This window comes from Bartonella sp. CL436QHHD (assembly GCF_042195105.1).
GTDB lineage: Bacteria > Pseudomonadota > Alphaproteobacteria > Rhizobiales > Rhizobiaceae > Bartonella.
The window spans coordinates 113,439-136,923 of the sequence record NZ_JBHINR010000023.1 but is presented as its reverse complement, the minus strand read 5'-3'; the positions used below and the strand labels follow the sequence as shown (position 1 = coordinate 136,923).

20 protein-coding genes are annotated in these 23,485 nt (G+C 37.0%); 15 read left to right on the top strand and 5 right to left on the bottom strand.

What is annotated here, in order from left to right; all coding sequences use genetic code 11:
- Positions 1–13: 13 nt before the first annotated feature.
- Together purM and purN are read left to right on the top strand one after the other, a co-directional pair.
- Positions 14–1,123: a phosphoribosylformylglycinamidine cyclo-ligase gene (gene purM, locus ACFIKN_RS02925; RefSeq protein WP_375643184.1), complete on the top strand. Its 1,110-nt coding sequence runs from the start codon at positions 14–16 to the stop codon at positions 1,121–1,123.
- Positions 1,120–1,731 carry a phosphoribosylglycinamide formyltransferase gene (gene purN / locus ACFIKN_RS02920; protein WP_375613082.1) on the top strand — a complete coding sequence of 204 codons (612 nt, stop codon included), beginning with the start codon at positions 1,120–1,122 and terminating at the stop codon, positions 1,729–1,731. The genes purM and purN overlap by 4 nt, the downstream gene beginning before the upstream one ends.
- Before the next feature lie 281 nt (positions 1,732–2,012).
- Here purN and ACFIKN_RS02915 read toward each other — a convergent pair whose 3' ends face one another.
- Positions 2,013–4,547, bottom strand: a complete 2,535-nt coding sequence (locus ACFIKN_RS02915) for a response regulator (RefSeq protein ID WP_375654566.1) — start codon at positions 4,545–4,547, stop codon at positions 2,013–2,015.
- A 212-nt stretch (positions 4,548–4,759) separates the two neighbouring features.
- Between ACFIKN_RS02915 and ACFIKN_RS02910 the strand changes: the two genes are divergently transcribed.
- Entirely contained in the window at positions 4,760–5,236 is a 477-nt protein-coding gene (locus ACFIKN_RS02910) for a hypothetical protein (RefSeq protein WP_375637472.1), read from the top strand.
- Between the two features lie 51 nt (positions 5,237–5,287).
- Here the strand turns inward: ACFIKN_RS02910 and dksA are convergent, their stop codons facing one another.
- Together dksA and ACFIKN_RS02900 are read right to left on the bottom strand one after the other, a co-directional pair.
- Entirely contained in the window at positions 5,288–5,704 is a 417-nt protein-coding gene (gene dksA / locus ACFIKN_RS02905) for an RNA polymerase-binding protein DksA (protein WP_015856486.1), read from the bottom strand.
- A 317-nt stretch (positions 5,705–6,021) separates the two neighbouring features.
- Positions 6,022–6,561, bottom strand: a complete 540-nt coding sequence (locus tag ACFIKN_RS02900; RefSeq protein WP_273791175.1) for a flavin reductase — start codon at positions 6,559–6,561, stop codon at positions 6,022–6,024.
- A gap of 145 nt (positions 6,562–6,706) precedes the next feature.
- On the opposite strand from ACFIKN_RS02900, the gene rpe reads away from it, so the two are divergent.
- The 10 genes from rpe to ACFIKN_RS02850 all read left to right on the top strand — a co-directional run bounded on the left by rpe (position 6,707) and on the right by ACFIKN_RS02850 (position 15,814).
- Positions 6,707–7,393 carry a ribulose-phosphate 3-epimerase gene (gene rpe / locus ACFIKN_RS02895; RefSeq protein WP_375637471.1) on the top strand — a complete coding sequence of 229 codons (687 nt, stop codon included), beginning with the start codon at positions 6,707–6,709 and terminating at the stop codon, positions 7,391–7,393.
- Positions 7,393–8,700, top strand: a complete 1,308-nt coding sequence (gene purB, locus ACFIKN_RS02890; protein ID WP_375657888.1) for an adenylosuccinate lyase — start codon at positions 7,393–7,395, stop codon at positions 8,698–8,700. Before rpe ends, purB begins: the two co-directional genes overlap by 1 nt.
- Positions 8,701–8,768: 68 nt before the next feature.
- A complete protein-coding gene (locus tag ACFIKN_RS02885) occupies positions 8,769–9,317 on the top strand; it encodes an RBBP9/YdeN family alpha/beta hydrolase (RefSeq protein WP_375631257.1) in 549 nt (182 codons plus the stop codon).
- A gap of 173 nt (positions 9,318–9,490) precedes the next feature.
- Complete coding sequence (gene purC, locus ACFIKN_RS02880; RefSeq protein ID WP_273791179.1) at positions 9,491–10,255, top strand: phosphoribosylaminoimidazolesuccinocarboxamide synthase; 765 nt, start codon at positions 9,491–9,493, stop codon at positions 10,253–10,255.
- An 80-nt stretch (positions 10,256–10,335) separates the two neighbouring features.
- A complete protein-coding gene (purS, locus tag ACFIKN_RS02875) occupies positions 10,336–10,575 on the top strand; it encodes a phosphoribosylformylglycinamidine synthase subunit PurS (protein ID WP_375654565.1) in 240 nt (79 codons plus the stop codon).
- A gap of 11 nt (positions 10,576–10,586) precedes the next feature.
- Positions 10,587–11,258 (top strand): phosphoribosylformylglycinamidine synthase subunit PurQ, encoded by a 672-nt coding sequence (gene purQ / locus ACFIKN_RS02870; protein ID WP_375657887.1) that lies wholly within the window; start codon positions 10,587–10,589, stop codon positions 11,256–11,258.
- Between the two features lie 293 nt (positions 11,259–11,551).
- The gene (gene purL / locus ACFIKN_RS02865; RefSeq protein ID WP_375657886.1) at positions 11,552–13,762 is read left to right on the top strand and encodes a phosphoribosylformylglycinamidine synthase subunit PurL; all 2,211 of its coding nucleotides are present in this window, start codon (positions 11,552–11,554) and stop codon (positions 13,760–13,762) included.
- A gap of 59 nt (positions 13,763–13,821) precedes the next feature.
- Entirely contained in the window at positions 13,822–14,055 is a 234-nt protein-coding gene (locus tag ACFIKN_RS02860; protein ID WP_273791183.1) for a BolA family transcriptional regulator, read from the top strand.
- 98 nt (positions 14,056–14,153) lie between these two features.
- Positions 14,154–14,486 (top strand): Grx4 family monothiol glutaredoxin, encoded by a 333-nt coding sequence (grxD, locus tag ACFIKN_RS02855; protein WP_375657885.1) that lies wholly within the window; start codon positions 14,154–14,156, stop codon positions 14,484–14,486.
- Between the two features lie 71 nt (positions 14,487–14,557).
- On the top strand, positions 14,558–15,814 hold the full coding sequence (locus ACFIKN_RS02850) for a multidrug effflux MFS transporter (RefSeq protein ID WP_375631256.1): 1,257 nt from the start codon (positions 14,558–14,560) through the stop codon (positions 15,812–15,814).
- A 467-nt stretch (positions 15,815–16,281) separates the two neighbouring features.
- On the opposite strand, the gene parC is transcribed toward ACFIKN_RS02850, so the two are convergent.
- Both parC and aspS read right to left on the bottom strand, forming a co-directional pair.
- Positions 16,282–18,531 (bottom strand): DNA topoisomerase IV subunit A, encoded by a 2,250-nt coding sequence (gene parC, locus ACFIKN_RS02845; protein WP_375657884.1) that lies wholly within the window; start codon positions 18,529–18,531, stop codon positions 16,282–16,284.
- 773 nt (positions 18,532–19,304) lie between these two features.
- Entirely contained in the window at positions 19,305–21,098 is a 1,794-nt protein-coding gene (aspS, locus tag ACFIKN_RS02840) for an aspartate--tRNA ligase (RefSeq protein WP_273791187.1), read from the bottom strand.
- 132 nt (positions 21,099–21,230) lie between these two features.
- On the opposite strand from aspS, the gene rnd reads away from it, so the two are divergent.
- Both rnd and ACFIKN_RS02830 read left to right on the top strand, forming a co-directional pair.
- Positions 21,231–22,385, top strand: coding sequence for a ribonuclease D (gene rnd / locus ACFIKN_RS02835; protein WP_375657883.1), 1,155 nt, complete (start codon positions 21,231–21,233; stop codon positions 22,383–22,385).
- A 648-nt stretch (positions 22,386–23,033) separates the two neighbouring features.
- The gene (locus ACFIKN_RS02830; protein WP_375657900.1) at positions 23,034–23,219 is read left to right on the top strand and encodes a DNA-binding protein; all 186 of its coding nucleotides are present in this window, start codon (positions 23,034–23,036) and stop codon (positions 23,217–23,219) included.
- The last annotated feature ends 266 nt before the right edge of the window (positions 23,220–23,485 follow it).

Here is a 23,485-nt window from a genome sequence, read left to right as displayed (position 1 = left end):
AAGGAAGGCTCCAATGAGCAATCAAGATCTTACAAATAATAAATCCAAGGCTGGGGATAAATCCAAAGCTGGTCTTACCTACGCAAAAGCCGGTGTAAACATCGATATGGGTAATGCCATGGTAGAAAAAATTAAACCCTTTATACGCGCAACAAAACGAGCCGGAACAGATGCAGAAATTGGCGGTTTTGGTGGACTTTTTGATTTAAAAGCAGCAGGCTTTACGGATCCTATCCTAGTAGCAGCCAATGATGGTGTGGGAACAAAATTAAAAATTGCCATTGAAGTAGGTCACCATAACACTGTAGGTATTGATCTTGTAGCTATGTGTGTCAATGATTTACTCGTACAAGGGGCTGAACCTCTCTTTTTTCTGGATTATTTTGCAACTGGAAAGCTTGACCCTGAACAAGGAGCTGCGATTGTTTCCGGTATTGCAGAAGGATGTAAACAAGCCGGTGCTGCTCTTATTGGAGGAGAAACTGCAGAAATGCCAGGAATGTATGCAGAGGGAGATTATGATCTAGCTGGTTTTGCTGTTGGAGCATGCGAACGTAGCAAGCTACTCCCTTCAAAAGATTTGACAGAAGGTGATATTATATTAGGTCTAAGCGCCTCTGGAATTCATTCCAATGGCTTTTCGCTTGTTCGACGAATCATCCAGCAAAATTATCTCAAATGGAATGACCCTGCCCCTTTTTCCCCTGAAAGCAGCCTTGGTATAGCACTTCTTACACCAACACGCATTTATGTAAAATCGCTTCTTCCCATCATGCAAAAATATGAAGGGATTAAAGCTCTTGCTCATATTACGGGTGGAGGTTTTCCTGAAAATATTCCACGCGTCCTTCCATCCTCTCTCTGCGCTGAAATTAATCTTTCTAGCATCAATGTTCCAGCAGTATTTTCATGGATTGCCAAACAAGGTAAAATAGAAGAAACAGAAATGTTAAGAACATTTAATTGTGGTATTGGCATGATCATTATCGTAGCACAGCATGCAGCTGAAACAATTACACAAGCTCTTGAAAGAAAAGGAGAGACTGTAACTCCCCTTGGCATTTTAACAAAATGCCAAGATCAAAATAAAGGAATACTTTATAAAGGGGTACTGCATTTATGAAAAAACAAATCGTCGTTTTCATTTCTGGTAATGGATCCAATATGGTCGCCCTTGCTCAAGCTAGTCAACAAACGGCATATCCTGCTGAAATCGTTGCGGTTATTTGCGATAATCCGCGTGCCAACGGTATTGAAAAAGCGCAAAACCATAACTTACCTATTCATATTGTTGATCGTAAAATTTACAAAACAAAAGAAGAGCATGAAGAAAATATTTTTACAATTTTAAATCAATATAAACCGGATTTTCTCTGCTTTGCAGGGTATATGCGCCTTATCTCACCACGTTTTGTAAAACTTTATGAAGGACGAATTTTAAACATTCATCCTTCTCTTTTGCCTTCATTTAAAGGCTTAAACACACATGAAAAAGCTTTACAAGCAGGTGTAAAAATCACGGGTTGCACTGTTCACCTTGTTACAGAAGACATGGATGCAGGAAAAATCCTTGCCCAAGCAGCCGTTCCAGTCTATCCCCATGATACTGCTGAGTGCTTAGCACAAAGAGTTCTTAAAGCAGAGCATAAACTCTATCCCGAAGCCTTAAAAGCATTTATTGAAGGGAAGAGCAAAATGGTCGATACGCAACAACAGCTTTTATCTTTTTGAGTGTATCAACAATCTATTAATCAGCATATTTCAATGCTTTACACATAGTTTTTGCTCAGTATCTACAATTGAAAATCTCTATGAAATATTGACATAATAGAGTCCATCTCTTCATAAATTTTTGCACAAAATATGTAATTTTTTGAATTTTAGTTCATTTTTAAAATTTTTCTTCTTTATTCAATTCTATGACATTATCATAAGCTCTATTTATCAAAATACTCTCGTATTTCACCTAAAAAATCTTAAAATACGCAATTTTCTATTGCATAAATTTTTGTTTATGACGAAAGTGTTTCTTTAACTGTTACAGCTAACTGTTTGAGTGTAAAAGGCTTAGATAAAAAACCAAAAACAGCATCTTGTGGAAGATTTTTAGCAAAGGCATCTTTTGCATATCCAGAAACGAAAAGAAATTTGATATCAGGATAGTTTTTACGGACTTCCTTCAATAAAGTGGGCCCATCCATTTCTGGCATCACCACATCGGAAACAATAATATCAACATCTCCTTTTTGTTCCTCAAGAATAGAGAGTGCTTCCACCCCACTTGCTGCCTCTAAAACCGTATATCCTCTCATTTGAAGAGCTCTTACCCCCCCCATTCTGACCGCATCTTCATCTTCAACCAATAAAACAGTCGCAGATCCTGTTAAGTCTATATTTTTATCTTTCTCTTCATCTTTTTCAATCTTTTGAGAAATTTCTCCTTTTATATTGGGGATATAACGGGGAAGAAAAATATGAAATGTTGCTCCTTCACCTTCTTTACTTTCACAATAAATGTACCCACCGCTCTGCTTGATAATTCCATAAACCATTGATAAACCAAGTCCTGTTCCTTTTCCAACTTCTTTTGTTGTAAAAAATGGCTCAAACATTTTTTCTTGTATAGCAGCGGATATACCAGCCCCTGTATCTGAAATAGTCAATTGCACATACTCGCCAATTGCTAAACCAAGATGATTAAATTCAGCACTTTGTTGCTTTGTAATATTGTTTGTCGCAATCGTAACAATACCTCCATCTAACATGGCATCACGCGCATTAATAACCAAATTCATAATAACACGCTGGAAAGATGCTTGATCAACTTCAACGCTCCACAAATCTCTTCCATGGATAATTTTTAACTGAATATTATTCCCCAAAAGTGGTAAAATAAGATTGCGGATATCTGATAAAAATTCAGTAAAATCAACTTCTTCAGGTCGAAGTGTTTGCTTTCTAGAAAAAGCTAATAATTGCTGTACAAGAGCAGCTGCTCGATTAGCATTATTTTTAATATTGATCAGATCAGCATGAGCAGGATCAGAACTACGATGCGTATTTAAAAGAAGATCACACGACATTAAAATTGCTGTTAAAACATTATTAAAATCATGAGCAATGCCGCCAGCCAATTGTCCTACAGCTTGCATCTTCTGACTTTGCATCATTTTGTCTTCAAGTGTTTTTTGTTCGGTTGTTTCAATGACAGAGATAATAAGCAAATCTTGCAATGCATCACCATGATAAGGCGGTACAGACATAATATGGAGTCGTAAATGGCATTCTTCATTTTTTTCTAAAACAGTTTCTAGAGAAACAAAATAATTTTTATTTGTCGCAATTCTCTGAAAAGAACGCTCTAACTGCACACAATCACGACGAGAAATAACATCATAAAAATTGACAGCTTTGTCCATACATCCCGTGAGTGATGAAAAAGCTTTATTCATATGAATCAATTGCCCTGCATGATCCACCACGGCTATTGCAAAAGGACTCGCATCAAAATATTCTCCTAATATACTGGGTAATTTTAATTGATCGTCCTCTTCTTTTTGTATTTGTTGTGGAATGATCACAATACGATAAATGGCCTCCTCTTCTAAGAGAGAAGAAACAGATATAAGACAATGGAATATTTTCTCACAAGTCGTGTGTGAATTTAAACATAACGAAAACCTATAAGGTAAAGAGTAACCTGAACTTTGATATCTGTTGGTTTGCAAACAGATATCACTCCATGAGCTCTTAGCGCCAACGCTATCAAATAACGAATCAAAATTATATTGACCAATTGAGAAATTCGCTAAATCAATTGAAAACCATTCGGCAAAAATCGCATTGGCATAAAGAATAGTTCCATGTCTATTAACGGATACAAAACCAATAGGGGCTTGATCCAAGTGATTGATAGCCTCTTGAAGGTTCGAGAAAAAAACTTCTCGCGTTTGTTGTAAATGCGAAATATCAGTAATACGCCAAAATAAAAGCTTTTTTTTCTGTTTTGTGATAGGCTGCACGGAGATATTATACCAAACAGATTTTTTTGGTGTAGAATCGGTAAAAATTGGTTGTTCTACTCTCAATTCCTCTTGCGCTGCAAGATTATTACAGGCAGCAACCTTTAAGCGATACGAGAGTGCACCTGCTCCTGGAAGATCAGCAATAACCATATAACAAGACACTTCAGGCTTATAGGTCAGAATTTTTTGATAGTTTTGATTAGAATAATAAACAAAACCAGAAAGATCAGAGATTACAATTGCATCATCGCTCCTATTAAAGATGCTAAAATCAAAATCTTCATGCGACCACACATGATATCTTAAAATGCCCATTCCACACAAAACGAGTGTTGCAACACCGATAATTGCTAGAATCAAAAAAGATATTGATATCGCCTTTTGCAAATAGCTTTGTGGATAAAAAAAACCTAAAATACCCACAATGAAAAGAAAAACTAATATAAAAACAACACCAAAAATCACAACTCTTCGATGAACAGAAGACACTGATCTTTTATTATTATCAAAACCTTTATCCATCTCTCATTGCCTTAGATTTAGCTGTTTCTTATATCACAAAACTTCCTTTATATTCATTGTTATAAAGTATATACTATGATATTATCTTTCTAAGAAAGCTCACTTAATGTTAAAAATTTTATTTCTTGTATTTAAGTGAGCCTTTTAAGGGTGTATTTATAAATTTATCTCGATAAAAAACGATATTTTCACACAAAAATGGGAGAAAATCTATGTATATCTGGTTATCAGAGCAAATAGGTGTATCTGCTGCGAAAATAACGATAAGCTCTTTGTTTTTTATAATAACAATCACAGCTATTACCATAATTATCTTGTTTTTACGTCGTTTAAGTACGAGAAGATTCAGCATTAATAGAAAAAAAAGTCTATCACGATTAGCATTATGTGAAGTAATTTCTATAGATCGAGTACGCCGCCTTGTTTTAGTCCGTTGCGATAATAAAGAACATTTGCTCCTTATTGGCGGATTAACAGATGTGGTTGTAGAATCCGATATTACAGGTACATCTAAAATACAAAAGAGAGAAACACACACACATCTAAATTCCGCCCCTACAGAAAGAAACAACATATCGGATAAAAATCCCTCTCCTTTTACGAATCAAGCGGTAAAAGATTCAGCAATCACCGCCGAAATTGAGGGGCGGCAAGAACCATCTTTATTCATTCCTACTCCTCAAAAATAAAAATACACAATTTTATCACCACGAATTTCGTTTTTTATCATTTCAATGACTTTAATCATCACGATAAACTCTTTCACGTCGTTCGTGACGTTCTTGCGCTTCCAATGACAAAACGGCTATCGGCCGAGCCTCAAGACGCTTTATACTAATGGGCTCGCCGGTTTCTTCACAAAAACCGTATGTCCCATTATCAATGCGCTCTAAAGCAGCATCTATTTTTGAAATAAGTTTCCTCTGACGATCACGAGCACGTAATTCGATTGTACGATCAGTTTCACAAGAAGCCCGATCAGTCAAATCGGGTTGACCAACATTCTCTTCCTGCAAATTTTCCAAAGTCTCACGAGCTTCTTTTAATATATCATTCTTCCAAGAAACCAGTTTAGCACGAAAATACGCCTTTTGCCGCTCATTCATAAAAGGCTCATCTTCACTAGGGCGATATTGACCATCAATCTCTTCGCTCATGCAATAAAAAACCTCCACATATGCTATGTGCGGTCTATATATTGTGCAATACCCATCAACACAAGAGTAAAATGTCTTTTCATAACAATTGACGAATATGTCTAAATGCACTGTTTAGGTTTAATCGCTTTTTATGTAGATTGGATTCTTGATCAAATCTCATCCAGAATCATTTTTCTCGCTTATTGAAAAACTTTAAAAAGAAGGAAATCTAATATCAGATATCAGAGCCATCCCTCCCCTACTCTCTCATTCATTGTTTAAAGTCTAAATGAAGCAACAATAAATCATTTCATCAATGCAAAAAAATAAAATCTTTATAAAGGCAAAGTGTGATATTCACGTTTCAAATACATCAAAGCATCTTTTTCTTGATTACAGTTAATTGCAACAACCTCACCAATCAAAACACAATGGGTTGCGTGCTCATGCCAACAAATCAAACGACAATCAAACGATGCTAGAGCGTCTGAAAGACTAGGCGCCCCCGTTTGCAAAGCTCCCCATTGAGCAACATCAAAACGCTCATTTTGTGTAGAATTGCAACGCCTCGAAAAAACATCCGCTAATGAACGATGCTTTCCTGCCAAGCTATTAACACAAAAATTTCCATTCTCCATAAACACCTGATTCTTTAAATTATGGCGCATGAGACAAACAAGAAGGGTTGGAGGATCATCAGATAAAGAACAACACGCCGAAACAGTCACCCCGCGTCTTCCCTTAATACCATTTGTTGTCACAATATGCACAGCTCCTGCAAAAAGACTCATGGCATCTCGATATTCTTGGGAAGAAACCGCGATAGTATGTTTATGTTGAAGTTCAGGCATCAAATATGTTTTATGATTCGACATATCTTTCACTTATAAAGCTTTAAAATTTCAAGCGATCTTTCCATAAAAAGATCTATAATACATATTTTTTCTTTTCCGTCATAACACAAAAGATATTTGTGTATACACAGCGATATGATAAAAACTGCCAATCAAGGAGATTTTAATGCCCCATTCTCATCTCATTTCGCCTTCTCTCTTGGCTTCTGATTTTTCTAAACTTGGACAAGAAATGTTAGATGTTGTTGATGCTGGTGCAGATTGGCTTCATCTTGATATTATGGATGGGCACTTTGTTCCTAACATCACCTTTGGTCCTGAAATCATCAAAGCTCTACGCCCATTAACAAAAGCAATATTTGATGTCCACCTGATGATTGCACCAGTAGACCCTTATTTGGAAGCTTTTGCAAAAGCGGGTTCAGATATTATAACCATTCATGCTGAAGCAAGTCCACATCTTCATCGTTCATTACAAACAATCAAAAAAATGGGAAAAAAAGCAGGAATCGCACTCAATCCAAGCACCCCTGAACATGTACTTGAATATTTGCTTGATCAATTAGATCTCATTCTCATCATGACAGTCAATCCCGGTTTTGGTGGACAAAGTTTTATTCCAGAAATAAAAGATAAAATTAAGCGCGTTAAAAGCATGATTGCAAACCGCCCTATTGATCTTGAAGTTGATGGTGGTATCACCGTTGATACAATTGGGATAGCAGCAAAAGCTGGTGCAAATGTATTTGTCGCAGGCTCTGCAATTTATAAAGATGGAAATAAAGAGCTTTACAGAACACGTATTAATGCATTGCGCCAAGCCGCAATCCTCTCACAACAAGGAAAAAAATGATGATCGCACGTTATTCCCGCCCTGCAATGATAACAATTTGGTCTCCCGAAACAAAATATCGTATTTGGTTTGAAATTGAAGCCCATGCCTGTGATGCCCTTGCTCACTTAGGGATTATTCCGAAAGAAGCCGCCAAAGTCATTTGGGAAAAAGGGGCAGCAGCTAAATTTGATGTCAATCGCATTGATGAAATTGAAGCAATTACCAAACATGATGTTATCGCATTTCTAACCCACCTAGCTGAATTCATTGGACCAGAAGCACGTTTTATCCACCAAGGCATGACATCATCTGATGTTCTCGATACAACGCTGAACATTCAATTGATGCGTGCGAGTGATATTTTGCTAAAGGATATAGATCAACTTCTTGAAGCATTAAAAAGACGTGCTTTTGAGCATAAAGAGACAATCACTATTGGGCGGAGTCATGGCATTCATGCTGAACCGACAACATTTGGAATCAAGTTTGCTCTTGCATACGCTGAATTTTCCCGTTGTCGCAAACGTCTTCTTGCAGCACGAGAAGAAATTTCTACTTGCGCGATTTCAGGAGCCGTAGGAACTTTTGCAAATATCGATCCACGCGTTGAAGAACATGTAGCAAAAGCCTTGAGGATGCGTGCTGAACCAGTTTCCACCCAAGTAATACCAAGAGATCGTCATGCTATGTTTTTTGCAACACTTGGTGTTATTGCTTCCTCTATTGAAAGGCTAGCGATAGAAATACGCCATTTACAACGAACAGAAGTTCTTGAAGCAGAGGAACATTTCTCACCTGGGCAAAAAGGTTCATCGGCAATGCCTCATAAACGTAATCCAGTTTTAACAGAAAATTTAACTGGATTAGCCCGTATGGTACGTGCATTTGCACTCCCAGCCATGGAAAATGTAGCTCTTTGGCATGAACGTGATATTTCCCATTCATCTGTTGAGCGTTATATTGCTCCAGATGCGACTATTACACTTGATTTTGCTCTTTCTCGCCTCACATCTGTCATTGAAAATCTTATTGTCTATCCAGAAAATATGCAAAAAAATCTCAATAAATTCCGCGGTCTTGTTCACTCACAACGGGTTCTTTTAGCCCTCACACAAGCAGGGATTAGTCGTGAAGATTCTTATCGAATTGTACAACGAAATGCGATGAAAGTTTGGGAACAAGGAAAAGATTTTTTAGAAGAACTCCTCAATGACAAAGATGTTACCAAAGCTTTAAGTGAAGAAGAACTTCGCGAAAAATTTGATCTTTCTTACCACACCAAACATATCAATACGATTTTTAAACGTGTTTTTGAAGAACAATAAAGCGACATAGAAAACCAAAATCCATTCCACCTATGATCAAAAATCTGTTGTAACAAAGAAAACAATTCATGAGAGCAAATCAACTCGATATTCTTATTGTTCCTGGCTACAAAGGATCTGGTCCAGATCATTGGCAAACACGCTGGGAAAAAAAATTGTCGACAGCCCGCCGCATTGAACAACTCCATTGGTCAAAGCCTGTTTGTGAAGAGTGGGTTAACAAAGTTAAAACCGCCATCGCAAAAGCTCAAAGGCCTGTTATGCTTATTGCTCATTCATTAGGAGTTCCCAGTGTTATTCATGCAACTGTACAAAATACAGAAAAAATTTGTGGCGCATTCTTTGTTGCACCTCCAGATGTCGCCAATGAAAAAATACGTCCCAAACATTTAATGACATTTGGCCCCTATCATCGCCAAAAGCTTCCTTTTCCTTCTATTGTCATAGCCAGTCGCAACGATGAATTTTGTCAATTTTCAGTAGCAGAAAAAATTGCCAATGATTGGGGATCACTCTTTGTTGATGCTGGGTATTCTGGCCATATTAACGCAGAATCCGGACACGGACCTTGGCCTGAAGGGCTTATGGTCCTCTCTCACTTTCTTGCAAAAATTTGATCCAAAAGAGGTGATCTTCTTTCTCATCGCTTATGTATCTTCACCTTTGGGTAAACGTGTAATGATAAAAATTATAAAAGTATCATAGCAATATCATTGAGAAATTCTATCAATTAGGATAGTATCATTTATCAATGTTATTAAAAACCTCTCAAGATAAATAGAGAATCATGATGAATCGTCGCCACCGTATTTATGAAGGCAAGGCTAAAATTTTATATGAAGGACCTGAACCAGGGACTTATATTCAATTTTTTAAAGATGATGCAACTGCCTTTAATGCAAAAAAACATGAAATTATCGACGGAAAGGGGGTTTTAAACAACCGAATTTCGGAACATATTTTTAGCCATCTTGGACGTTTGGGCATCCCAACACATTTTATCAAACGTATAAACATGCGCGAACAGCTTATTAAAGCGGTGGAAATCATTCCGTTGGAAGTTGTTGTTCGCAATGTTGCTGCTGGCTCTCTTGCTAAGCGTTTAGGACTGGAAGAAGGAACCCCGCTTCCGCAATCCATCATTGAATTCTACTATAAAAATGATTCTCTCGATGATCCTATGGTAACGGAAGAACATATCACAGCTTTTGGGTGGGCTGTCCCACAAGAGATAGAAGATATCATGCAACTTTCAATTCGTATTAATGATTTTCTTTCTGGGCTTTTTGCCGGTGTTAACATCCAATTAATTGATTTTAAAATGGAATTTGGTCGCCTGTGGGAAGATGAAACGATGCGCATTGTTCTTGCTGATGAAATCTCTCCTGATTCTGCACGACTATGGGATATGCACACACAAGAAAAAATGGATAAAGACCGTTTTCGTCGTGATATGGGTGGGCTTATTAATGCCTATCAAGAAGTTGCCAAACGTCTTGGTATTATGAATGAAAATGAACCAACACGACCAAGTGGTCCCGTTCTCGTAAAGTAAAAACAAGGTAAAAAAACATCACCTTATATAAATACCCCTCTTTCAAAGGAGAGGTTCTTTAAAAAAGCAGGAAGCAAAAAATGAAAGCACGCATTACAGTTACTTTAAGAGAAAGCGTTCTTGATCCACAAGGAGAAGCAATTGTCGGTGCTTTAAAAAGTTTAGCTTTCGAAGGCATTCAATCCATTCGTCAAGGAAAGGTTTTTGATATTGTTCTTGATGAACTACCTTCTGAAACCGCAAAGAAAAAACTTGAACAAATGTGTGAAGAGTTACTCGTAAATACTGTCATTGAAAATTATACAATCGAACTTTTTTAAGTGAAACGCTCATGAAAACTGCCATCATTCAACTTCCTGGATTAAATCGTGATCGAGATATGGTTGCAGCATTACATCATATAACGGGAGTTGAGCCACTAAAAATTTGGCAAACAGAAACAACAATTCCAGATGTAGATGTTATTATTATTCCTGGTGGCTTTTCCTATGGCGACTACTTAAGATGTGGTGCGATTGGAGCGCGAACTCCCGTCTTAAAAGCCATTCGTGAAAAAGCACAAGAAGGTACGACAATTATAGGTATCTGTAATGGATTTCAAATTTTGTTGGAAGCAGGATTATTACCCGGTACTTTAATGCGTAACGCTTCTTTAAAGTTTGTTTGTCGTGAAATCAAACTTGAAGTCGTCAACGCCAAGACAAAATTTTCTCGATATTATTCTAAAGGACAAATTATTCGTTGTCCTGTTGCCCATCATGACGGAAATTATTTTATTGATAGTGAAACATTGAAACAAATGGAAGACAATGAACAAATTGTTTTTCGCTATGCAGAAAATACAAACCCGAACGGCTCAATGAAAGATATTGCTGGTATTGTTAATAAAACTGGTAATATTCTTGGTATGATGCCCCATCCTGAAAACTTTATTGAACCCGCCCATGGAGGTACTGACGGTCGTTTGCTTTTTCAAAGTGCTTTAGAGTTAGTAAATGGATAATGCTGCAAAAATACTCGCGCTCCATAATTTAAAAAAACAAGGATTTATACCATTTCTCGCATCGTAAATCTATAAACAAAGCTCTTCACAAACAACAATGGATATTATTTTCTAAACACATAATTATTTAAGACCATTTTTAGTCTTAAATCCCACCAAACAAACGGACAAAATCTTCAGCTTACTGTCTATAAATATTTTTATTATTAAACAACATTATTGTTTATAATATAAGCTGCTAGGTTAAAAAAATAAAAATGCTAAATTTCGATTAACTTGACGGATAAATACTCATGAAGCCTTGCAATAACATCACTATTACACCAGAACTCATTGCACAACACGGGCTAAAAGAAGATGAATATCAACGTATCCTAACGTTAATTGGTAGAGAACCAACATTTACTGAACTAGGAATTTTTTCTGCAATGTGGAACGAACATTGTTCCTATAAATCATCTAAAAAATGGCTAAAAACTCTTCCGACAGAAGGAAAATGTGTCATCCAAGGACCTGGTGAAAATGCTGGTGTTGTCGATATTGGCGAAGGACAATGTGTTGTTTTCAAAATGGAAAGCCATAACCACCCTTCTTATATTGAACCTTATCAAGGTGCAGCGACAGGTGTTGGTGGTATTTTACGTGATGTATTTACAATGGGAGCCCGTCCTGTTGCTGCTATGAATGCATTGCGATTTGGTGCTCCTGATCACCCACGAACACGCCATCTTGTTTCTGGTGTTGTTTCTGGAATAGGTGGTTACAGCAATTCTTTTGGCGTTCCAACGGTTGGTGGAGAAGTAAATTTTGATGAGCGTTATAATGGCAATATCCTTGTTAACGCTTTTGTCGCCGGTATTGCAAAGACAAACGCCCTTTTTTATTCTAAAGCGCAAGGTATTGGACTCCCTGTTGTTTACCTTGGTGCAAAAACAGGACGTGATGGTGTCGGTGGAGCAACAATGGCCTCTGCTGAATTTGATGATTCAATCAGTGAAAAACGCCCAACTGTTCAAGTAGGTGATCCTTTTACAGAAAAATGTCTCCTTGAAGCATGTTTAGAGCTCATGGAACTTAGAGCCGTGGTTGCTATTCAAGATATGGGAGCCGCAGGACTCACTTCTTCTGCCGTTGAAATGGGGGCAAAAGGAAATTTAGGGATACAGCTTAATCTCGATACAGTTCCTGTTCGAGAAGAAAACATGACAGCCTATGAAATGATGCTTTCTGAAAGTCAAGAGCGTATGCTCATGGTCCTTAAACCAGAACTAGAAAAGCAAGCAGAAGCAATTTTTCATAAGTGGGGGCTACATTTTTCTATCATTGGGAAAACAACCGATGATTTACGTTTTCGTGTATTTCATCAAGGGGAAGAAGTTGTCAATCTTCCCATCAAAGAGCTTGGTGATGAAGCGCCTGTTTATGATCGTCCTTGGAGTGAGCCGGCAAAAAAAACACCCTTGAAAGCAGAAGACGTCAAAAAAGTTGAAAATCTTGGTGATGCGCTTCTGACCTTATTGAATTCTGCTAATCAAAGTTCACGGCGATGGGTTTATGAACAATATGATACCCTTATCCAAGGAAATAGCCTTGTTTGTCCAGGAGGTGATGCAGGCGTTATCCGTGTAGGAAACAACAGCAAACGTGCTCTTGCTTTTTCTTCTGATGTAACACCTCGCTATTGTGAAGCAGACCCTTATGAAGGGGGGAAACAAGCTGTCGCAGAATGCTGGCGAAACATTAGTACGACAGGTGCAACACCACTGGCTGCTACAGATAATCTCAATTTTGGTAACCCTGAAAAACCTGAAATTATGGGACAGCTGGCTTTTGCTATTAAAGGTATAGGAGAAGCTTGTAGAATCCTCGATTTTCCTATCGTTTCAGGCAATGTTTCTCTTTACAATGAAACAAATGGGGAAGCCATTCTTCCAACCCCCACAATTGCTGGGGTAGGTCTTCTTAATGATTGGTCTAAAATGGTAACAATAAGTGGTATGCAAAATGGAGATATTCTTGTTTTAGTAGGAAATTGCGGCTCCCATTTAGGACAATCAATCTATGCACGTAACATTTTAAATATTGATGCAGGCGCCCCCCCCCCTGTAGATTTACAACTTGAAAAAAAGCATGGTCAATTTGTTCGAGATGTCATACATCGTGGTTTTATTCACGCCGCCCATGACCTTTCTGACGGAGGATTAGCGATAGCACTTGCTGAAATGGTGATTAAAGCAGGTAAAGGAATTAAAGTAAAATTAAGCAATAAATCACCCCATCATGCAGAACTTTTTGGAGAAGACCAAGGACGTTATCTTTTAGCCGTCAAACCTCACTCTCTTAATAGTCTTAAAGAGCTTGCACAAATCAATACAGTTTCTTTAACAGAGCTAGGTCAAGTTGAGGGAACTTCTCTTAATATAGATGGGATATTAACACTTTCAGTAGACAAACTCACAAAAGCCTATGAAAACTGGTTTCCACAATTTATGGGTGAAGAATAAAAATTGTTTTTTCTCTTAAACAGCCTTTATAAAAAAATGAACAACATAGGAGAATAATGATGGCAATGAGTGCCCATGCAATTGAAACGCTTATTCGTGAAGGCATTCCTGATGCTACTGTAACAATTCGTGATCTTGCTGGAGATGGGGAACATTATGCTGCAGAAGTTATTTCTGAAAGTTTTCGTGGTAAAACCCGTGTTCAACAACATAAAATGGTCTATGATGCCCTTAAAGGCAATATGGGAAATGACCTTCACGCCTTAATGTTGCAAACAAATGTCCCAAAATAATCTAAAATTTTTTCTTGCATTCACACATTTAATACGATTAAAAGCAGTATGGATATAAATTACACACTGATAAAAATCTGAAATATCGAGGGATAAAAATGACCACTGTTCATGATTTTATTGACAACGAAATTAAAACAAACGACGTCATTTTATTCATGAAAGGAACACCTGACGCTCCGCAATGCGGGTTTTCAGGACAAGTGGTTCAAATCCTTGATTATTTAGGATTGAATTATAAAGGGATTAATATCTTAACTTCTAACGAATTGCGTCAAGGGATTAAAGATTACTCAAATTGGCCAACAATTCCACAGCTTTATATCAAAGGTGAATTTATCGGAGGCTGTGATATTGTTAAAGAGATGTTTCAAAACAATGAGTTACAGAAACTTTTGAAAGAAAAAAATATTCCCTGTAATCAATCATAGGTATCTTTCATTTTATTCAGACTCTTAAAAAGAGCTGTTTTCAGACGAAATTTTTATTTCAAGGATGCCATATGTCATATTCAGTCGATGAACAAACGCATAGAGATGCGATTAGAAACAAAATTGGCTATAAAGAATTTGTTATTCTTATTGCTTCGCTTATGGCTATTAACGCTATAGCTGTTGATATTATGCTGCCAGCTATGCCCAATATTTTAGACGGCTTAAATGTTCTCAATGAAAATGATCAACATTATATCATTTCGAGTTATCTTATTAGCTATGGCATTGCTCAAATATTTTTCGGTCCAATAAGCGATAGGTATGGACGACGTAAACTTATTCTTCTCGGGCTTGCTTTTTATTCATTTACGGCGATTGGCTGTGCCTTTGTAACTGATTTTTCTCTCTTGCTTATTTTACGTATCTTGCAAGGTATTGGAGGGGCTGCTATGCGGGTTCTTACAGTTTCCGTCGTACGTGATCTTTACAGTGGTCGAAAAATGGCAGAAGTTATGTCTATTGTTATGATGGTTTTTCTTGTTGCACCAATGGTTGGTCCCGCAACAGGACAGCTCATTTTACTGCTCGGACATTGGCAATATATTTTTATTTTCATGGCAATGATTGGTTTAGGACTGATGATTTGGATTCAACTGCGCTTGCCTGAAACTCTTTATACGCAACGCTCTCTTTCCTTTTTTTCAGTTAAACACAACTTATGGATTGTAATAACCAATCGCACAACACTTTGCTATACACTTGCAACTTCCATTATTTTAGGCTGTATCTTTACCGCCGTTAATACATCACAACAAACATATGAAGGGATCTATAATCTAGGACTTTGGTTCCCTATTGCTTTTGCAGTTGGTGCTGCATTTCAAGCTCTATCATCATTCTTTAACTCTCAACTCGTTGGACGCCTTGGAATGCGGCGTATTGCTCATACTATGCTTTTGCTCTTTTGTGCTGCTTCATGCATTTGGTTTATTGGGTCCATCTTAGCAGGTGGTGTTATCCCTTTTCCTTTTTATATGACGTTATATTGTATATTAATGTTTACCTGCGGTGGTATTATGGCCAATTTCAATACACTCGCTCTTGAACCTGTAGGAGAAATAGCTGGAACAGCTTCTTCTGTATCCGGCTTTCTTCAAACATCTATCGGTGCAGGACTTAGCTTTTTTATTGCCCAACAATTTGATGAAACAACCATCCCAAACTCAGCAGGATTTTTCTTTCTGAGTCTCACTGCCATACTTCTCGTCTTATGGGCTGAACGTGGTCATCTTTTTAGACAATATCATAGTAATCCTAACGAATAAATATTACTATGAAAGATTAATAACATCTCTCTTGAACAATAAGAAGATAAACCTATCAGACAAAATAAAACATCTCCAAATAGAACACTCTTGTGTTAACATTCACATTGTTTGTTTAAAGGTACAGCTCTCGAAATATCAAATCATTTCACGACAGCACCCATAAATGGTATAATGTAAAAAAACAAACATACCTATTGTTGCAACAACTCTTGTATGTGAAACGGTTTATTAAAAAATATTTTTATTCTTTTCTTCAATAGTTTTTATGAAGACGGGCTGGTCTCTCATCTCATGATAGGCAAACAAACAGTTTTGATTGATTTAACCTGAACAAGATCGAAATAAGAGAAAAACTTACGCTTTAGGTCTTTCTTTCAATATAAAAAATAATAAATTATCCTTATAAATTAATATCTTAAACAATCATAAAACTATAGGGAATTTTCCCCATTTATAAAATACATTTAATTAATAAATTTTCCTGATTTTGGAAATCCTTTTGGAACCAAACGCCCAACTCCCGCACGCGTTCCCATCCATTCAAAGAGATCGTCCGCCTGACGGTTAAAGATTCGTTCAGCTGTATCTTGCCAACTTAAGCCTTCTGATAAATTAAAAGTCTTGGCATCAACAACACCACCTTCTTTATAACGCTGTAAACGAACACCTTTACCGCGATTCATTTCTGGTATTTGTTCAATAGAAAAAATAAGCATTTTACGGTTTTCACCAACTACAGCCACATGATCACCATTTACCGGAACACAAAGCTTTACCTTATCAGGAGCTTTCACATTCATCACTTGCTTTCCTTTTCGTGTATTGGCGATCACTTCTGCAGAAGAAACAATAAAACCATTACCGTGAAATGAAACCAAGAGCAATTTTTCCTCGGCGCGATGCACAAAAGCTGTGAGAACATCGTGCTCATCATCCATATCAACTAAAAGACGAATAGGTTCACCATGTCCCCGCCCTCCAGGTAAACTATTTGCACCAATAGCAAAAAACTTTCCACCCGTACTGATCAGCACAATCTTGTCGGTTGTAAATGCCGGAAATGCTAACTTTAAACTGTCTCCTTCTTTAAAAGAAAGCGCTTTATAATCGGTCAAATGTCCCTTCAAAGCGCGCATCCACCCCTTTTCAGAAATAACAATAGTAATCGGTTCTTTTTCGATCATTGCTTGTTGAATATCATCAAGATCATGTCTTGGTGCCTCTTCAAACGTCGTACGTCTTTTCCCCAAGAGTGTTTCAGGACCAAAAGTGTTTCGAACTTTTTTGATTTCTTCTGAAATTATTTTCCACTGTTTTATAGGAGAAGCTAATAAATTCTGTAGCTTTTCTTTTTCAGCTTTCAAACTTTCAAATTCTTTACGAATTTCAAATTCCTCAAGTTTACGCAAAGAACGCAAGCGCATATTAAGAATAGCTTCAGCTTGATTTTCTGTTAATTCAAACCGATTAATCAGCTTCTTTTTCGGTTCATCCTCTTCACGAATAATCTGAATGACCTCATCGAGATTTAAATAGGCAATAAGATATCCATGAAGAATTTCCAATCGGCTATCAATTTGATCAAGCCGATAATGAGAGCGACGAATAAGCACTTCTTGACGATGTTCAAGCCATTGCTGCAAACTTTCTCGCAAAGAAAGAACATTGGGTATTTTTCCCAAAGACAAAACATTCAGATTGAGGGGAAATCTTACTTCAAAGTCAGTCAATTTAAAAAGAGACTCCATAAGGAGCTCCGGATCAACCGACCGATTTTTAGGAACCAGCACGATTCTGATATCTTCTGCTGATTCATCTTGGATATCCTCAAGCATTGGCAATCGGCGTGCAAGCAATAACTCTGCTGTTTTTTCAATAAGACGTGACTTTTGAATCTGATAGGGAATTTCAGTCACAACAATCACATAAGAACCACGGCTACCAGGTTCCTGATGCCAACGTGAACGCAAGCGAAAGAATCCACGCCCAACACGATAGGATTCCTCAATACTTTTTTTAGGTTCAACTAAAATTCCCCCCGTCGGAAAATCAGGACCAAGAACGAATTGATTTAATGCCTCATCATTTACATCGGGATGCGCAATCAAATGGAGTGCTGCATCACAAAGCTCAGCAACATTATGGGGTGGAATAGATGTTGCCATACCAACAGCAATACCAGAAGAACCATTTGCTAAAAGATTAGGGAAAGCTCCTGGTAAAACAACCGGCTCTTCATCTTCCTCATTATAGGTTAAACGAAAATCAATAGCATTCTCATTAATTCCTTCAAGTAACAATGCAGCCACTTCAGTCATACGTGCTTCCGTATAACGCATGGCAGCAGCATTATCACCATCAATATTACCAAAATTGCCTTGCCCATCAACCAACGGATAACGAACAGCAAAACTTTGAGCCAAGCGCACCAAGGCATCATAAATAGACGCATCCCCATGAGGATGAAATTTTCCCATGACATCACCAACAATCCGCGCACATTTCGCATAAGACTGTCCAGGATTTAGTTTGAGAAGACGCATCGCATGAACAATCCGCCGGTGGACCGGCTTCAATCCATCACGTACATCAGGCAATGCACGGTGTGTAATCGTAGAAAGTGCATAAGCCAAATAACGTTCCTGTAAAGCAGAACGTAATTCTATTGGTTCAATATGTTCTTTATCAAAAGGTAAATTCATTTTATCAGACATAGTATTAAAACAACAATTCCCACAATAATAAGAAATTATCTTATAGGATTTATTTAGTGAAATCTTCTATGAGTCGACTTTTTTATTAAAAGTCAATTACATAAAAACAAACGCTGCAATTAGAACATGAACAGAAAATTATATCAATTTGAAAAATTTATACATGTCCGTCCCCCTTGTCCTAAGTAATTTATTGAAAGCTTTGTCAAATCCGACGATAATTTAACTGCCTACAAAGAGTTATTTCATCCTTTCTGGAATGACAAAAGCACCTTTCAAACATCATCTTTTATTATAAAGATAAATTGTATAACAATCCCCTTCAGTTTTTCTATGAAAAACTAAAAAATATTCAAAACTTATGAAATTTAAACTTTTTAGAGTAAGTCCATAGAATGGAAAATCACATTATTTTCATAAAAACGAAGAGACACAATTCTCTGCTACAACGTTGTAAAAACTTCAATAAAAAATAAATAATATATTGACACATAAAGATAATTCATTTTTTTCAACTAAAATGAGACTCCCGAATATTATAGAGTTCTTTCATTTCTAATTTATTCATGATCAAGCAATCATAATCATTTCCTCACCTATCACAAGTGGAAGAGCCACTATAGAAACAAGGAATAAAAATGCCTCGTAAAGAATCAACACAATAGCGTTTTTACCTATCTAAATTTCACAAACAGCCACACACACCGATGGCTCTTGAAAGGCATCAAAACTTCACTCTACGTAGAAAAGATGAAAACAATCCATTATCAACTTTATGAGCTATTTTTGTGAGTAGGAGCCATGCGGATTCCTAAATCACGTAATTGTGTAGGAGAAACATCAGACGGAGCACTCATCAAAAGATCAAGCGCCTGTTGATTCATAGGAAATAAAGCAACTTCACGCAAATTTTTAACACCTTGCAACAGCATAATGATGCGGTCAATTCCCGCAGCCATACCACCATGTGGTGGAGCCCCATAATGGAATGCACGATAAAGACCACCGAAACGATCTTTCACAACTTCCTTAGAAAGTCCTACAAGTTCAAAAACTTTAAGCATCATTTCTGGTAAGTGATTACGAATTCCACCTGATGCAATTTCATAACCATTGCAAACAAGATCATATTGAAAAGCTTTAATAGTAAGAGGATCTTGACAGGCAAGGGCATTTTCTCCCCCTTGAGGCATAGAAAAAGGATTATGTCCAAAATCAATCTTTTTTTCATCTTCATTCCATTCAAAAAATGGAAAATCAACAATCCACGCCAAAGAGAAACTATCTCTATCAAGAAGATCTAATTCTTCTCCTACCCTTGTGCGTGCTGCTCCGGCAAAAGATGAAAACTTTTTTGGATCGCCAGCTACAAAAAAACAGGCATCCCCACTTTCAAGCCCAAGCTGTATACGGATTGCTTCAGTCCTCTGTTCACCAATATTTTTGGCGATAGGCCCTGCTCCTTCAAATTTTCCTTCTTCTTCACGCCAAAAAATATAACCGAGCCCTGGTTGCCCCTCACCTTGTGCCCATACATTCATACGATCACAAAAAGCACGACTTCCACCCGTTTTAGCTGGAATAGCCCACACTTGAGCATTCTCATCATTCGCTAAAATTTGAGCAAAGACTTTGAAACCAGAATTATAAAAATGCTGAGAAACATCTTCCATAATGATCGGATTACGTAGATCAGGCTTATCAGAACCATATTTTTGCATTGCTTCATCATAGGAAATGCGAGGAAAGCTTTGTGTCACAGTCTTTCCATCTGCAAATTCTTCAAAAATAGAACGCATAATAGGTTCCATAGTTGCTAAAACATCTTCTTGCTCAACAAAACTCATTTCAACATCTAATTGATAAAATTCACCAGGAAGACGGTCGGCCCTTGGATCTTCATCTCTAAAACATGGAGCAATCTGAAAATAACGATCAAAACCTGACATCATCAACAATTGTTTATATTGCTGTGGCGCTTGCGGTAACGCATAAAATTTTCCCTGATGAACACGACTTGGAACCAAAAAATCACGCGCTCCTTCCGGCGATGAAGCTGTCAAAAGTGGCGTCGTAAATTCCGTAAAACCATTATTTTGCATAGCCCGTCTCATAGCCGCAATAATTTCAGTCCGACGCATGATATTTTTGTGCATAGTCTCCCGACGCAAATCAAGAAAACGATATTTTAATCGAATATCTTCTGGATAATCAGGCTCACCAAAAATCGGTAAAGGAAGCTCATCAGATTTCGAAAGAATTTCTACCTCTTGTGCAAAAATTTCAATCTCACCTGTTGGAAGCGTTGCATTAATAACCTCATCAGAACGAGCACACACCTCCCCATCCACACGAATAACCCATTCAGAACGCACTTTTTCAATAACTTTAAAAGCTGGTGAAGCAGGATCAGCAACAATTTGTGTGATTCCAAAATGATCACGTAAATCCACAAAAAGAATCCCTCCATGATCACGAACACGATGAACCCACCCCGAAAGACGAACTTGTGTTCCTACATCACATCTACGAAGAGCCGCACAATGATGACTGCGATAACGGTGCATGTTTTTTGCCTTTGATTATAATATTCACATGCGCTACAAACGCTTTTTAATAACCATTTGTCAAGATATGAGAATAAAAACTCAAAAATAAAGTCAATAAAGCACAAATTTAATTTATCGAATTATAATAAAATGATGAATCTTATTACACAAACAACAGATCTTGAAATTGCACTTAACGCTCTACGTACCTCTGATTTTGTAACAGTCGATACTGAGTTTATCCGCGAAACAACTTTTTGGCCTCAACTGTGTTTAATCCAGCTCGCATCACCAGATGTCACAGTTTTGATTGATCCCATAGCACCAGATATTGATTTACAACCTTTTTTTGACCTTATGATCGATAAAAAAGTTGTAAAAGTTTTTCATGCTGCGCGCCAAGATATTGAAACAATTTATCATCTTGGAGGTGTTATTCCTTCCCCTCTCTTTGATACGCAAATAGCAGGATCAATTTGTGGATTTGGTGATTCTATCTCCTATGATCAAATTGTACAACGCTGCACGGGGCATCATCTTGATAAATCCTCCCGCTTTACAGACTGGAGTTACCGCCCTTTGTCTGAAAAACAACTGCTCTATGCACTTGCCGATGTAACTTACTTAAGAGATGTTTACCTGTTATTGAAAAAAAGGTTAGAAAAAAATCAACGTGCTCACTGGATGGACGATGAAATAACAATCCTTTTAAATCCTAAAACCTATGATATGCCAGAAGATGAAGCATGGAAAAAAGTGAAAGGAAAAATTAAAAAGCCACGTGAACTTGCTGTATTACAAAAGATAGCAGCTTGGCGGGAACGTGAAGCACGAAAATACAATATGCCACGCCGTCATATCATAAAAGATGAATGTCTTATAGAAATAGCAACCCAACAACCAAAAGATGAATCTGCATTAAAGCGGTTGCGCAGTCTTAATAAGAACTGGGATAAACTCTCAATTTCTCAATCATTAATCAAAGCTGTCCACGAAGGATTAGAGGTGGATCTTTCTGCTTTACCCCCCATTCCTAAACATAATCCACTCAATGATACGACGGCCGCTGTTATCGATCTACTCAAAGTGTTATTAAAAATTGTTGCAAATGAAAACAGCATTGCCCCTAAAATTATTGCAACATCTAATGATTTAGAAAAAATTGCCAATGGAGGAATAAAGAAAAATATTCCCGCTATGAATGGCTGGCGCTATGAAATATTTGGTCAAAAAGCCGAACAACTGCTAAAGGGCCAGATAGGATTTTACTTTAACGATGGAAAAATAAGCACAAAACAGCTTTAATTTACATTTTCATTTTAAAAATCCATTATGATACATATAATCTACATCAATTGGTATGCCCTATAGGCCAACGCAAATAGGATAAATAAAACCTACTTCTGACAAAGTTAAAAACTTGAATAGTAAACTCTTATTAAAAATGACAGATAAATCTTTATTAGATCAATCAAATAGCAATCTTATTAAGAAAATCTAAAAAAACAGACAGCTCCTCATTTAAAAGTTTTAAAAAGAAAAAGCTCTGATAATAAAAGCGTATTCATTACAAAAATAGTAGCCTAGCAATCGGAACAAACAAAGATATAATGCCTCACGTCACCATATCGTATTAAAAAAAACTACCGAGATTGCAATCTAACAATCAAAAACGATCCAGCATAACAACTAAAATACCTAACAAAGGCAATATATTTATTTATAAAGATAATCTAGCGTTATTTATATTTAAATTAGCCCCCGAATATCGTAAGTTTCTCTCATTCCATCTCAATAAGACTCATAAAGTTTTACATAAGAAATTATATTATAAAGCGCTGTTTTTTTTATAGATTAAACACATTTCAAAGGATTCAAAAATCATGGTTAATAAATAGTTATGATTTATTTTTATTTTTTATAGTGGAAGGATTTTATAATGACTGAAATGATATTCTTTTGCCAGACCGTGAAAGTGCAAAACTGTTTCATATGGGTATTTCAACATTCCGCCGTCATGTAACCAATGGATCTCTTCCAAAACCTTTAAAGTTTTGTTTTTTATCGCGTTGGTTACAATCGAATCTTATCAAGATAATCGAGCAAGCTAAACAGAAACGTTATAACGACGCAGCATAAAAGAAAACCTTTTCACGTAAAAATGGACAAGGCTTTTCATTTTCACATGAAGCTTATGAAGTGAAAAATCCATCCTGTGACGCAAATAACAGAATAAAAAATTATGTTTTCTTTTATGAATGCTCAGGGCATTACAAATGCCTTGCATGGAGTCTGGCTTGGGCGTTATGGAACAAGTCCTATTGTCCAGCTCGTGATGATAGATTGCCTAGTTTATCCCTTGTCAATGGCCCTATTATAAGACATAAAACACGAATAAATTAGAA

Bases quoted from the DNA above. Each gene is read 5' to 3' on its own strand.
- purM (WP_375643184.1), top strand. From the start codon at position 14: ATGAGCAATCAAGATCTTACAAATAATAAATCCAAGGCTGGGGATAAA.
- purN (WP_375613082.1), top strand. From the start codon at position 1,120: ATGAAAAAACAAATCGTCGTTTTCATTTCTGGTAATGGATCCAATATG.
- ACFIKN_RS02915 (WP_375654566.1), bottom strand. From the start codon at position 4,547: ATGGATAAAGGTTTTGATAATAATAAAAGATCAGTGTCTTCTGTTCAT.
- ACFIKN_RS02910 (WP_375637472.1), top strand. From the start codon at position 4,760: ATGTATATCTGGTTATCAGAGCAAATAGGTGTATCTGCTGCGAAAATA.
- dksA (WP_015856486.1), bottom strand. From the start codon at position 5,704: ATGAGCGAAGAGATTGATGGTCAATATCGCCCTAGTGAAGATGAGCCT.
- ACFIKN_RS02900 (WP_273791175.1), bottom strand. From the start codon at position 6,561: ATGTCGAATCATAAAACATATTTGATGCCTGAACTTCAACATAAACAT.
- rpe (WP_375637471.1), top strand. From the start codon at position 6,707: ATGCCCCATTCTCATCTCATTTCGCCTTCTCTCTTGGCTTCTGATTTT.
- purB (WP_375657888.1), top strand. From the start codon at position 7,393: ATGATCGCACGTTATTCCCGCCCTGCAATGATAACAATTTGGTCTCCC.
- ACFIKN_RS02885 (WP_375631257.1), top strand. From the start codon at position 8,769: ATGAGAGCAAATCAACTCGATATTCTTATTGTTCCTGGCTACAAAGGA.
- purC (WP_273791179.1), top strand. From the start codon at position 9,491: ATGAATCGTCGCCACCGTATTTATGAAGGCAAGGCTAAAATTTTATAT.
- purS (WP_375654565.1), top strand. From the start codon at position 10,336: ATGAAAGCACGCATTACAGTTACTTTAAGAGAAAGCGTTCTTGATCCA.
- purQ (WP_375657887.1), top strand. From the start codon at position 10,587: ATGAAAACTGCCATCATTCAACTTCCTGGATTAAATCGTGATCGAGAT.
- purL (WP_375657886.1), top strand. From the start codon at position 11,552: ATGAAGCCTTGCAATAACATCACTATTACACCAGAACTCATTGCACAA.
- ACFIKN_RS02860 (WP_273791183.1), top strand. From the start codon at position 13,822: ATGGCAATGAGTGCCCATGCAATTGAAACGCTTATTCGTGAAGGCATT.
- grxD (WP_375657885.1), top strand. From the start codon at position 14,154: ATGACCACTGTTCATGATTTTATTGACAACGAAATTAAAACAAACGAC.
- ACFIKN_RS02850 (WP_375631256.1), top strand. From the start codon at position 14,558: ATGTCATATTCAGTCGATGAACAAACGCATAGAGATGCGATTAGAAAC.
- parC (WP_375657884.1), bottom strand. From the start codon at position 18,531: ATGTCTGATAAAATGAATTTACCTTTTGATAAAGAACATATTGAACCA.
- aspS (WP_273791187.1), bottom strand. From the start codon at position 21,098: ATGCACCGTTATCGCAGTCATCATTGTGCGGCTCTTCGTAGATGTGAT.
- rnd (WP_375657883.1), top strand. From the start codon at position 21,231: ATGATGAATCTTATTACACAAACAACAGATCTTGAAATTGCACTTAAC.